The 13,385-nt window shown below is 48.3% G+C and carries 7 protein-coding genes; 3 read left to right on the forward strand and 4 right to left on the reverse strand.

Features of this window, described 5'->3' with window-relative positions; translation table 11 throughout:
- Positions 1-27: 27 nt before the first annotated feature.
- The 3 genes from F1593_RS15240 to F1593_RS15250 all read right to left on the reverse strand — a co-directional run bounded on the left by F1593_RS15240 (position 28) and on the right by F1593_RS15250 (position 5,827).
- The gene (locus F1593_RS15240; protein WP_149402422.1) at positions 28-1,431 is read right to left on the reverse strand and encodes an FHA domain-containing serine/threonine-protein kinase; all 1,404 of its coding nucleotides are present in this window, start codon (positions 1,429-1,431) and stop codon (positions 28-30) included.
- Between the two features lie 243 nt (positions 1,432-1,674).
- Entirely contained in the window at positions 1,675-2,976 is a 1,302-nt protein-coding gene (odhB, locus tag F1593_RS15245; protein WP_149402423.1) for a 2-oxoglutarate dehydrogenase complex dihydrolipoyllysine-residue succinyltransferase, read from the reverse strand.
- Positions 2,966-5,827, reverse strand: coding sequence for a 2-oxoglutarate dehydrogenase E1 component (locus tag F1593_RS15250; protein ID WP_149402424.1), 2,862 nt, complete (start codon positions 5,825-5,827; stop codon positions 2,966-2,968). The genes odhB and F1593_RS15250 overlap by 11 nt, the downstream gene beginning before the upstream one ends.
- Before the next feature lie 802 nt (positions 5,828-6,629).
- Here F1593_RS15250 and F1593_RS15255 point away from each other — a divergent pair.
- The 3 genes from F1593_RS15255 (at position 6,630) to F1593_RS15265 (ending at position 12,369) form a co-directional block, all read left to right on the forward strand.
- The gene (locus tag F1593_RS15255; RefSeq protein WP_149402425.1) at positions 6,630-7,358 is read left to right on the forward strand and encodes an alanyl-tRNA editing protein; all 729 of its coding nucleotides are present in this window, start codon (positions 6,630-6,632) and stop codon (positions 7,356-7,358) included.
- Between the two features lie 91 nt (positions 7,359-7,449).
- Positions 7,450-10,764 (forward strand): isoleucine--tRNA ligase, encoded by a 3,315-nt coding sequence (ileS, locus tag F1593_RS15260; protein ID WP_149402426.1) that lies wholly within the window; start codon positions 7,450-7,452, stop codon positions 10,762-10,764.
- A 102-nt stretch (positions 10,765-10,866) separates the two neighbouring features.
- Positions 10,867-12,369 carry an amidase gene (locus tag F1593_RS15265; protein WP_149402427.1) on the forward strand — a complete coding sequence of 501 codons (1,503 nt, stop codon included), beginning with the start codon at positions 10,867-10,869 and terminating at the stop codon, positions 12,367-12,369.
- Positions 12,370-12,498: 129 nt separating this feature from the next.
- Here the strand turns inward: F1593_RS15265 and F1593_RS15270 are convergent, their stop codons facing one another.
- Positions 12,499-13,233 carry an HAD family hydrolase gene (locus tag F1593_RS15270; RefSeq protein WP_149402428.1) on the reverse strand — a complete coding sequence of 245 codons (735 nt, stop codon included), beginning with the start codon at positions 13,231-13,233 and terminating at the stop codon, positions 12,499-12,501.
- Positions 13,234-13,385 lie beyond the last annotated feature (152 nt).

The raw sequence follows: 13,385 nt of genomic DNA on the forward strand, positions 1-13,385 counted from the left end.
TCAATGCATCATACCATAACCCACAACTTACGGACCATACGCTATATTAAATACGACTATCTCGTCCCCAAAGTTGATTACATCCCCATCATTGAGCACGACCGGCTGAAAAACACGCACACTATTGACCAACGTCCCATTCGAGCTCCCCACATCATCCAGATACCAATGCCCATCCGCGAACCAGAGGCGCGAGTGACGCCGCGATACTGAGCGCCCAGAAATAATCAGATCGTTGCCATTGGTACGTCCAACCGTTGTCACATCCTGATGAAACCGATAGGAGCGCCCTTTCGCTGAACCGGTCTGAATGGTCAAACGCGCCAGCACAGGGCGACCATTGACCATAAAAGTATCATTACTGGCGCGCGAATTTGCTAGCTCATCCCCACAGGTCGTACAGTAAAGGCGCGAACTGGGATTGACGGCGCCACAACGGAAACAGGTTACAGATGCGGCAGGATTACCACCCGCCTGCCCATGGTAAGGTCCACTTTGATTATACCCACCAGGCTGATTAGATACTGGTGAGACACGATAGAGACGGGGCAGAGATAAATTGGATGCCGCCAGCGCGCTCGTCAAAGCATCTATGACCATATCCGCCGCTTGATAGCGATCATCAGCATGTTTGGCTGTCATTTTTTGCACAACCTGTATCACAGGAGCAGGTACGCCCTCACTCACCAGACGCTCGACTGGCAACGGCTCGTTAATATGCTTTACCGTGACCGTTAAAGGACTATCGGCGGTAAAGGGTACGCGACCAGTCAGACAATGAAACAGGACAATCCCTAGCGAATAAATATCGCTACGGCGATCTACCTTCTGTCCCATACCCTGCTCAGGAGACATATATTGCGGTGTTCCAATCCCCGTCCCAACACGTGTCAAACTGGTGGATTCCTCAAGTAATTTAGCGATACCAAAATCTGAGAGCAAGAGATGCCCATCACGGCGTAGTAGCATATTAGCAGGCTTGACATCTCGGTGCACAATACCATTGCGATGGGCACAATCCAGTCCTTCGGCTGCCTGGATAATAAAGTCTATTGCTACAGGTACTGGTAATGGAGATTTTAGGCGATCTTTAAGCGTCCCACCATCCACGTGCTCCATCACAATATACGTAATATTATCCTGTTCACCAAAATCATGTATTTGCACGATATTCGGATGCGCCAGCTTCGCTACTGAACGCGCTTCTTGTACAAAACGCTTCACGAAGATAGGATCTCGCGCATGATAAGCTGGCAAGACCTTAATGGCGACATAGCGGTCCAGCGTCGGCTGATATGCTTTGAACACGGTCGCCATTCCGCCGACACCGATACGCTCAACGATTTGGAACTGACCTAATGACTTGCCAATAAGCGAATTGATATCACCGCTGTTCCCTGCTTGTTGAGGATAATTATTTCCTGACTGCATTACCCTGAAGGCTCCCTCTGTTCTTGCCGTGTGTGATCTATAACCATACCAGCATATCCACTCCCGGCAATATACCTCGCAATGGCGTTTATGTGAGACTTCACCTTTAGCTAACCAGTAGCGATGCCTGAATCTGGATCATCAGACATCGTCACCGGCAAGTTATTTCAAATAGTGGTTCTTCTCTAGTCCCCTGATTATACAGGTATAAACGCATCATGTCGAGAGAAACAGGGCATTGACTTATCCTTCAAGTAGCAGAGACTCTGGATCTTCGATCAGTTCTTTTACCGTTGTCAGGAAACGCACTGCCTCACTCCCATCGACAATACGGTGATCATAAGAAAGTGCAACATACATCATAGGGCGAATAATGACAACCCCATCCAGTGCTATTGGACGCTGCTCTATCTTATGCATGCCCAGAATACCTACCTGAGGAGCGTTTAAAATTGGTGTCGATAGTAATGAGCCGAAGACACCACCATTCGTGATTGTAAAGGTGCCTCCCTGCAAATCGGCCAGGGAGAGTGTATTCGCCCGCGCACGCTTTGCAAGGTCAGCTACCTCACGTTCAATCTGTGCGAAACCCTTGCGGTCAGCATTGCGCACCACGGGGACAACTAAGCCCTCATCTGTAGAGACCGCAATGCTGATATCATAATAGTGCTTGAGGATGATATCATTTCCCTGAATTTCAGCATTGAGACGGGGATAAGCCTTTAAAGCACCGACAACTGCCCGTGTAAAGAAGGACATAAAACCAAGGGAGACATTATGCTTCTCTTTAAAGGCATCTTTACGACGACTTCGCACATCCATGACCGCGCTCATATCAATCTCATTGAAGGTGGTGAGCATAGCCGCTGTATGCTGCGCTTCAACCAGACGCTGTGCAATCGTTTGCCGGCGGCGAGACATACGTATACGCTCCTCACGCCGATCACTGCTGTCTAATACAGCTTGAGGGGCTGGCGGCGTCACCGGACGTGGTTGCGGCGCTACAGCCTGTGTTTCAACTACAGGAGGCTGTTTGGCTTGTCCCTGGACATTCTGCTCTAAATAGCTGACAACATCATCTTTCGTGACACGCCCATGGGGACTGCTACCGCGTACTTGCGCAATATCAACATGATGCTCGGCAGCAATACGGCGTGCCAATGGCGAAGGCGGACGTTGAGCATCAGCAAATGGAGCTGTACCAGATGCCACTGATTGATCTCGCATACCATTTTGTTGTGACTTTGCTTCTGCTGGAGCGGCTGCTATCTTTTCAGCTGGCACGGCTCCATTGCTGGCAACTGACGCACCTTCACCAATCACACAGATCGCCTCACCCACCGCAACCACATCACCGATCTGCTTCAACACTTTCTGGAGCACGCCATCCTGCTCAGCGTTTACTTCAACATTGATTTTATCAGTCTCAAGTTCAGCAAGGGTGTCGCCACGTTTAATCGTGTCACCCTCTTTTTTTAGCCAGGATGCGATTGTCGCATCTACAATAGATTCACCTAGTTCAGGGACTCGAACTTCAATGGACATAGTTTCCTCCGGGCTGCTTTAGTGGTAAATGGGAGGCTTCGGCAACGATTTGCTCTTGCTCTGCTATATATAAATCCCAGAAGCCTGCGGCTGGACTCGATCGCTCAGGACGAGAAATGATATTCACGGTAACGGTGGGAGCTACAATTTCTGATAAACGAGGCAACATATAACTCCATGCACCCATATTCCGTGGCTCTTCTTGTACCCAGACAACTTCATGTGCATTGGGATAGGTATTCAAGATGCGCTTGATTTCTTCGCCAGGGAATGGATAGAGCATTTCAACTCGTACAATCGCGATACCTTCATTATGAGCATGACTATTATGTGCAAGCAAGTCAATAGCAATTTTACCGGTACATAGGACTATTCGCCGCACTTCGTCCGCTTGCCGACGCGCCTTCTGATCGTCTATAACAGGTTGGAAACTTCCCTGAGCAAGATCTTCTAAGTGCGAGGCTGATTGAGCATTACGGAGTAGCGCCTTGGGTGACATAATCACTAACGGTCGTGGATAGGTCTTCAAATTGTGCGCCTGCAAACGCAAAAGATGATAATATTGAGCTGCAGTTGAACAATTTGCGACACGCCAGTTATCCTGTGCGGCCAATTGAAGATAGCGCTCTAAGCGTGCGCTTGAGTGCTCTGGTCCCTGTCCCTCATATCCATGAGGTAACAACAAGACGAGTGATGAATTTTGCTTCCACTTTGCCCGACCTGAAGCAATAAATTGATCAATAATAACCTGGGCAACATTGGAGAAATCGCCAAATTGAGCTTCCCATAGGACAAGGGTATCAGGCGCATGGATACTATATCCATATTCAAAACCGAGCGCGCCTACTTCACTCAACGGACTGTTATAAATGGAAAATGATGCCTGAGAATCAACCAGATGTTGCAATGGAATATAAATCTCATTGTTGTCCGTATTGTGAAGGACCGCATTGCGATGGCTAAACGTGCCCCGCTCGACATCCTGTCCGGTAAGACGAATTGGTGTACCATCAGCCAGGATAGAAGCAAACGCTAATGCTTCGGCCTGACCCCAATCTATACCACCCTCAGGTCCCAAAGTTGTAGCTCTGCGCTGCAAAATACGCGCCAGTTTCGGATGCGGCGTAAAGCTTTTCGGCCAGCTTAATAATTCCTCATTATAGGCTCGTATTTGTTCAGCAGGAACCTCAGTAGCGGTTGCCAGTACAGGCTTTTGCCGCTTACGCTTTGGATCAGGACGCTCCTCAACCGCATAAGCACCGCTATCAGCCTCTTGCTTCGCCTGCTCCAATGTTGCCATTGCTTCGACAACCAGTTCATCAACCTCTTCTTGCTGGATCAAGCCTTGTTTTACAAGCATTCGAGCATAGATTTCACGCACCGTAGGATGAGCACGAATGATATCGTACATCTTTGGCTGCGTAAACGCAGGTTCATCGCCTTCGTTATGTCCCCACCGTCGATAGCCAACTAAATCAATCAACACATCTTTATGAAATTGATCTCGATAGGCATGGGCGATACGTACCGCTGTTAAACAGGCATAGGGATCCTCGGCATTTACATGAATAATTGGAATACTAAAACCCTTTGCCAGATCGCTTGCAAAAGGCGTTGAGCGGCTATCTTCGGGATCAGTGGTAAAACCAAGTTGGTTATTGGCAATAATATGAATAGTGCCACCTACCCAATAGCCACGTAAATGCCAGAGGTTCATTGTTTCAGCGACAACGCCTTCGCCCGGGAAAGCAGCATCACCATGAATCAGGATCGGCAACGTTTTGTCAACATCCTGCAACGGCGCACCTGCTACGATGCGTATTTCCTGCGAGGCCCGGGCGATCCCTTCAACCACAGGATTAATAAACTCCAGATGGCTGGGATTGGGTGGGAGTACAACCTTCAAATCCACTGCTGCACCTTCACCAAAGATATGTTCAGCTCCCAGATGATATTTCACATCACCAGTCCATCCATATCCAAAACTGTCGGTAAGTGGAATTCCTTCCTCGTGCTTTGAGTGTGAAAATTCCGCCAGAATCGCAGCATATGGCTTGCCTAAGACGTGGGCCAGCACATTCAGCCGACCACGATGTGCCATACCTATGACAACTTCTTTGGTCTCAGAATCGATTGCGCCTCCAATGATCTCATCGAGCATTGGCAAGAGCATATCCATGCCTTCAATAGAAAAACGCTTCTGTCCAGCGAAAGTTTGATGCAAATAACGTTCAAACGTTTCTACCTGCGTTAAACGCTTCAAAAATTTTCGGGCTCCCGCCACACTGGGATCTCGATGATACAGGTTTAAACCAACAGCATCGCGCAACCAGCGCCGCTCATCTGGACTCTTTACCTGATCAAACTCATAACTTATGGTGCCTGAATACATACCCTTCAGAGCATCTATCGCTTCCAGTGCGTTCTCTACACCTTCCGCTGAATGGCCTCCAATCGCCTTGGGAGAAAGTTGCTCTAAATCCTCCTTCGTCAAACCATAGGTTTCAGGCTTGAGCGCTGGATCACCTAATGGCTCACTTCCCAATGGATCTAAATGCGCTCCTAAATGCCCCTTTTCACGCAAGGCATGAGCATAGGTAGAAGCGGCTACAATTTTTACAACTTGATTACGTGAGAAAGCTGGCGTGTTTTCATGATCAATAGACGGCTTTGCGGTATCCTGCGTGCTTTGTTTCTTCTGTAGTGATGCATCCGCCACATCTTCCGGGGTCCAGGTCTCAAAAATGGCACGTGTCGCGGCATCGACCGATGCAGGATCTTGCTGATAACGTTCAAAGAGTTCAAGAACGTAACCCGCATTGGGACCATAATAGCTTTCTAGATTTTGCATAATATTCCTTAGGTTACCTTCACACGAGTTAGTATAACTTACGGAACACGAAATTGAGGAATGAGCCTCGTTGCTCGTGTCTTCTATCCAGGTATTGTATTCTACCATTTACTATGGTATCATAGCTTTACCATACTCCAAAATATTCACGGTACTATAGACCGCTGAAATTAAGACGAATCGCAAGTCAATTTAGTCTCAACAGGATAGAGAGCATGCGAATAATGGAGATGCAGCAAAAAATACACAGCGAAACGCATTGTTCCTTCTCGTCAGGTAAGCTGATTGCCGAATGAGAATAGGCAGTACATCACGATAGAAATAATATCTCACAAAGGCAAAGATGGAGCGAGTAGACCGTCAAGCTTGTTACAGAGAGTCCACATATGGTGTAAGCGGATACAAGCCACGCGTCGAAAATCACTCCAGAGCCACGAGCCGAAACATACCGCCGGCCTTGCAAGGCATGGCGCAGGTGTCCTCTCTCGACATATATCCTTTTCAGATATACCCGTCGTCTATGAAGACAGATACGTGTGTAGGCGTAGTCGGCCCCTTCCCGTTATCATGAAGGCATGTAATCCGCCCGCCATTCCCGTATGCGTTCTTAACATCTACGCACCCTTACAAGACGAGCAAAACCGTTGACATGGGGAAACTCTCGCTGGGAACTGTAACGGAATACAGTGTAATGAAGTGAATTCGGCTCTGATGTTGCCGGATTAAACAGGGTGGTACCACGGGATTTCCTCTCGTCCCTTTGCGGGCGAGGGGTTTTTTTGTTGATGAAAAGGAACCGAGCATGAAAACAAAGCTCCTTTACCATACAAATAGCTTTACCTATGAGTGCACTGCCACCATTGTGGCGATTGAAGGCGATGATATCGCCCTGGATGCTACCGCTTTTTATCCAGGTGGTGGTGGACAAATGGCGGATCGTGGCATCATTACCTGGGAGAATCAGGATTATCCTGCCAGTGTCATTTCGATGCATAAAAGGAATGATATTGTCTGGCACTCCCTTGATTATCCACCACCGCCTCTGGGGACGAAAGTTGTGGGTACCATCGATTGGGATTTCCGTTATCAGATGATGCGCACCCATACTGCCTTACATATTCTTTGCGGTATCATCTGGAAAGAATTTGGTATTCAAGTCACCGGGGGACAGATGTATCCTGATCGCGCACGTATGGATTTCGCGATGGAAAATTTGGATAAAGAACGCATCAACTACATTGAAGAACAGGTCAATACAGCTATTGAAGCAGATTATCCAATTCGTGTCTATTCCCTACCGCGCGAAAAAGCATTCGCGATTCCAGATCTGGTTCGCACAAAAATCAACCTGTTACCACCTGATATCGAAGAGGTGCGCATTGTTGAAATTGTCGGTCTGGACTTACAGGCTGATGGTGGAACACACGTCAACCATACACGCGAGGTCGGTGGTATTCGCATAACTAAAACAGAGAATAAGGGCAGAATTAACAAACGTTTGGAAATTATGCTCGATTCTTACAATTCGTAATTATTTATCCCTTATTGCATTCATTGTAATACAAACATTTCGTCTGCGTGCCATTTTTTATTCGTAGCCCTTATACGCAGAGGAGGACAGAGTGTCAGTAAAAGCAAATGTATTCAATCCCGTTGTGGCAGCGGATCGTGTCGATTATCCACAGCTTGAACATACCATCCAAAACTGGTGGGCGACCCATAATATCCTTCAGCAGTATCTGCATCGCAATGAGCAGAGTGAGAAACGCTATTCTTTCCTGGATGGCCCAATTACCGCGAACAATCCCATGGGTGTGCATCACGCATGGGGCCGTACCTACAAAGATCTCTATCAACGCTTCAAAACAATGCAAGGCTATAAGCAACGCTACCAGAATGGCTTTGACTGCCAGGGTCTCTGGGTAGAGGTTAATGTTGAGCAAGCCCTCGGCCTCAAAACCAAACGGGATATTGAGGACTATGGCATCGCGGCTTTCGTGGAAAAATGTAAAGAGCGCGTCTTTACCTTTGCTAAACGCCAGACTGAGCAGTCGATTCGCCTGGGCTACTGGATGGATTGGGATAATAGTTACTACACTCTTTCAGATGAGAACAACTATACTATCTGGTCTTTCCTGAAGAAATGCCGGGAACGTGACCTGCTTTATAAAGGGCACGATGTAATGCCATGGTGCCCACGCTGTGCCACTGGTATCTCAAATATGGAGATGGAGGCTGAGGGATATAAGGAACTGACCCATCTGAGTCTGTATGTCCGCTTCCCACTGCTGGATCGACCAGGAGAATATCTACTGGCATGGACCACAACGCCCTGGACGCTAGCAGCCAATGTGGCAGCAGCCGTCAATCCAGAACTCACCTACGCAAAAGTAGAACAGGATGGCGAGTACTACTATCTCGTCGAATCATTGCTGTCGGTGCTGAAAGCGTTGAAAGGCCGCGACAAGGGCGAGTATAAGGTTGTTGAAACCCTTAAAGGCAGTGAAATGGTGGGCTGGAAATACCAGGGACCGTTCGATGAACTTCCTGCTGAAAAAGGGATCGTGCACACGGTAATCCCCTGGAAAGAGGCCAATGCCACCGAGGGTACCGGGATCGTGCATATCGCTCCTGGTTGTGGTAAAGAGGACTTTGGCCTCTCGAAGGAACTGGGACTGCCGGCAATCGCTCCCGTTGATGAGTTTGGTGTGTACAAAGAAGGCTTTGACTGGCTGACAGGCAAACAGACCAGTGAAGTCGGTCCGCTGGTTGCGGAGAACCTGACGAAAAAGGGATTGCTCTATCGCCCACAAAATTACAAGCATCGCTATCCTACCTGCTGGCGCTGCAAAACTGAGTTGATCTTCCGCCTGGTTGACGAATGGTTCATCTCGATGGATACACTCCGCTATGAAATCATGGATGTTGTGCGCCAGATCAATTGGATTCCCGCTTTCGGCTTTGATCGCGAGATGGATTGGCTGCGCAATATGGATGATTGGATGATCTCGAAAAAGCGCTACTGGGGACTGGCATTGCCTATCTTCGATTGTCAGCAATGCGGCAATTTCGAAGTAATCGGCAACCGTGAAGAGTTACAGGCGCGAGCAGTTGCGGGCTGGGAAGAGTTCGATGGTCATACCCCACACCGCCCATATATCGATGGCATCAAAATCAAATGTCAGAAGTGTGGGAATGAGGTCTCGCGCATCAAAGATGTGGGAAATCCCTGGCTGGATGCCGGTATCGTGCCTTATTCTACTATACACTATCGCACCGATCATGAGTATTGGAAACAATGGTTCCCGGCCAATTTTGTGACCGAATCGTTCCCTGGCCAGTTCCGCAACTGGTTCTACTCGATGTTGGTGATGAGTACAGTACTGGAGAAGACGGCTCCCTTCAAGACACTCTTTGGCTATGCCACATTGATGTCTGAAGATGGCACACCCATGCACAAATCCAAGGGCAATATGATTGTCTTTGATGAGGCAGCAGAACGTGTCGGATCTGATACCATGCGCTGGCTCTATGCTAATCATACACCAGAACAAAATCTGAACTTTCCCAGTATCCCTACTGATAAGGATATGCAGAAGTCGGCGGAGAGCGGCCTCCCGGTGCGCTTGAGTGAAAAGTGGATGTTGACCCGGCGTACGCTGGATAAAATCTGGAATGTTTACTGGTTCTTTGTTACTTATGCGAACATTGACCAGTTTGATCCCACCCAACATCAACTCCCAATGGCGAGTCGTAGCGAGCTAGACCATTGGATCATCTCAGAGCTACAGCAGACGATCCGCGATGTGACTAGCGGATTAGAGCAATACGATACAACGAAACCTGCCGAGGCCCTGCAATCATTCCTGGAGGACCTCTCAAACTGGTATCTACGCCGTAGCCGTGAGCGCATCTGGAAATCTCAGTTGGATGATGATAAGCTCGCTGCTTATCTGACACTCTATGAATGTCTGACGACCTTACTTACAATGTTGTCACCCTTTATGCCATTCTTGACTGAAGAAATTTATCAGAATCTGGTGCGCAGTGTAGATCAAACAGCGCCCCAAAGCATTCACCTCTGTGATTGGCCACAGGTAGACCAGGCATTGATCAATGAACAATTGACCAATGAGACACATCTGGTAATGCGTATTGTAGGACTGGGACGCGCAGCGCGTGAGAAAGCTCAAATCCGTGTGCGCCAGCCTCTGAACGCGCTCTATGTCCACGTGCCAACTGTCGCTGAGGAGGAGGCGCTCCAACGTTTAAGTGATCAGGTACTTGAAGAACTGAACATCAAACATCTAGAACTTATGAGTGCGGACAGTGCAATGCTGAACTATACCCTGAGACCGCAGGTCAAAATCCTGGGACCCAAATACGGTCCACTGGTACAAAAAATCCTGGGGCATCTCAAAGGGCTTTCAGCTCATGAGGCCCAGGAAGCCGCAACCCAACTCAACTCAACAGGAACATTGACATTGACTATCGCAGGTCAGGAAGTGTCATTAACACCGAATGAAGTTGAGGTGCTGGCAACCGCCCGTCCTGGCTTTGTGACAGCCGAAGAGCGAGGATATATTGCCGCGCTCGAAACAACGATCACACCACTGTTACGTGAAGAAGGCATGGTCCGCGACCTGATCCACTTCATCCAGGATATGCGTAAAAAAGCAGGTTTCAATATTGAGGATCATATCGGGCTGGCAATCTATACAGATCGCGAACTGGCACAGATTCTGCAACCCTACCAGACAGAGATCATGTCAGAGACGTTGGCCTTGAATCTGCTCCTTTCCATTAGCCCACGTGATTTCCCGTCCTTTGAAGAGGTTTATCGCGAACATATCTCGCCCGAGTCGACGAAGAAACTTGGTAACTATACCATTGATATCGTGCTTGGTAAGAATGTGCGCGATGGGAAACATGTATAGTTTGTACGTAAATAAAAAGATGTAATCAACCAGGAGTCCTATTGCCTGTTCAATAGGACTCTTTTTTTGCTAGCATGCTAAAAAGTATATAAAGGTATTTACATGCATCTGAAAGAAGCCACTATTGCTGAATTACAAGCGGCCATGTCACAGGGTCACCTCACAGCCCGCCAACTGACAGAAAGCTATCTGAAACGAATCCATAGTATTGATCAGCATGGGCCAACGCTCAATTCAATTATTGAACTCAATCCAGACGCCCTCACCATTGCGACAGCATTAGATGAGGAACGCGCTCTTCAAGGATCACGAGGACCACTTCATGGCATTCCAATTATCCTCAAAGATAATATTGCTACCGCCGACGCTATGCAGACAACAGCTGGCTCGCTAGCACTGGTCGGCTCACGACCTCCACGCGATGCCTTTGTGGTACAAAAGCTGCGGGCCGCAGGCGCGGTTATCCTGGGAAAAAGCAACTTAAGTGAATGGGCGAATTTTCGTGGCAATCCATCGATCAGTGGTTGGAGCGGTCGCGGTGGTCAAACGCATAATCCCTATGTCCTGGATCGCACTCCCTGTGGATCGAGTTCAGGTTCCGCCGTCGCGGTAGCAGCTAATTTGACCTCGGTCTCACTGGGCACTGAAACTGATGGATCTATTATCTGCCCGGCCTCAATGACAGATATAGTTGGCATCAAACCCACGGTCGGGCTTACCAGCCGGGCGGGCGTTATTCCTATCGCCCATAGCCAGGACTCCGTTGGTCCCATGGCTCGTACAGTTGCGGATGCCGCTCTTGTGCTTGGTATCATTACAGGTATGGATGACCGCGATGCAGCAACACGAGAAAGTGCAACCCATCTCCAGACTGATTACACCCAATTTCTAGATGCCGATGGGCTACGTGGAGCCCGTATCGGAGTTACACGTAGTGTCTACTTTGGCTATAGCCATAAAGCAGATGCCCTTATTGAGTCAGCACTTACACAACTTGCATCGCAAGGTGCCATCCTGATTGATCCAGCGGATATCATCACTGCGCAACAAATGGCTAAATCAGAGGTTGAGAACCAAGTCTTGCTTTACGAGTTGAAAGCCGATCTTAACAAGTATTTGAGTGAACTGACAGACTCATCAGTTCATACCCTGGCAGATATTATCACCTTTAATCTCGAGCATGCAGATCAAGAGTTACAGTTATTTGGGCAGGAGCAACTGATTCAAGCACAGGCTACCAGCGGGCTTGACAATACCATATATCAGGCAGCCCTGGCGAGCAGCCGCCAGCTTTCACGGCAGGCAGGTATTGACGCAATCATGGATAAATATCAATTAGATGCTCTGGTCATGCCCAGTTGTAGCCCTGCCTGGCATATCGACCCGGTTAACGGAGATCATTATAGCGGGAGTAGTACACAGGCAGCAGCTATGGCTGGATATCCAGCGATCAGCGTTCCAGCAGGCCACGTACAGGGATTACCAGTCGGCATTACCTTTACAGGCAGAGCTTATAGCGAGCCAACGCTAATCAAACTCGCTTACGCTTTTGAACAAGCAACAAAAGCACGCCGTGAGCCCACTTACCTGCCCACCATTCAATAATTAACCGCATCAACACCAACAACAAGGGGGCATTGAAATGCTTGAAAGCCCCCTTGTCCAGTCAGACAGACATCACTATAAATCTGCGATATTGAGCGGAGCTGATTAAAAGTGCATGTGTATGGATATTTAATTCCAGCGATCCAATAGTGGCAAAAGTTCGGCCAGGGTAGAGATGATAGCGGTAGGATGAATATGTGCAGGTTCAGGCCAGGGATAATCAGTCTTTTTCCATACACCTCGCATGCCTACCCCCAGTGCACCAGATACATCATCAACCAGACGATCACCTACCATCACACACTCTTCGGGTGCAACCTGCAACCGCTTACAAATCTTAAAAAAAGCCTCAGGATGCGGCTTAGAGTGGAAAAGATCGGAGGTATAAACAACCACATCCAGCAATGTGTTCAGGCCATGCAGGACCAGGTCAGCGTTATGCCAATCGGCCGCCCACCAGGTATTAGAAAGCAAGCCCAGACGATATCCTCGTTTTCGTAACTCAATCAATGTCGATGCAGCGTCAGGAAACACCATCGACCAACCATCGACAGCCTGTGCATAGCCATCCAGCGCCAACTCTAGATCGTCTATACCTACATCACATTTTAGAGTTCGGAATCCTTCAAGCAAAACTTCCGCTGGCGTGTTACTCGTCTGCACAGTATTCACGCGTTTCCAATGCTCTAACTCAGCATTACGCATGGATTCTACGTAACGGCTACGCTCAGGCCACCCATGGGTGGCGCTTTTAGCAACAAGATAATCGTAGGAAAGCGCCCAACGCCGACAGATATCATCATCCCAGTCCGGCCAATCAATCAATGTGCCCCCCAGATCAAAAATGACAGCTTTAATAGCCATACGCGTATAATCCTCTCAAACACACAACTCTCACACATATTCCACACGGACAACCTGCAATCTCCACACTCTCTATCCCTTCTTCACATATGTACCCTATACAAAAGATTATTTACACTTCAGACCAAGATGAATATTTAAAGCTATCCGAT

It is taken from the genome of Dictyobacter arantiisoli, from assembly GCF_008326305.1.
Lineage (GTDB): Bacteria > Chloroflexota > Ktedonobacteria > Ktedonobacterales > Ktedonobacteraceae > Dictyobacter > Dictyobacter arantiisoli.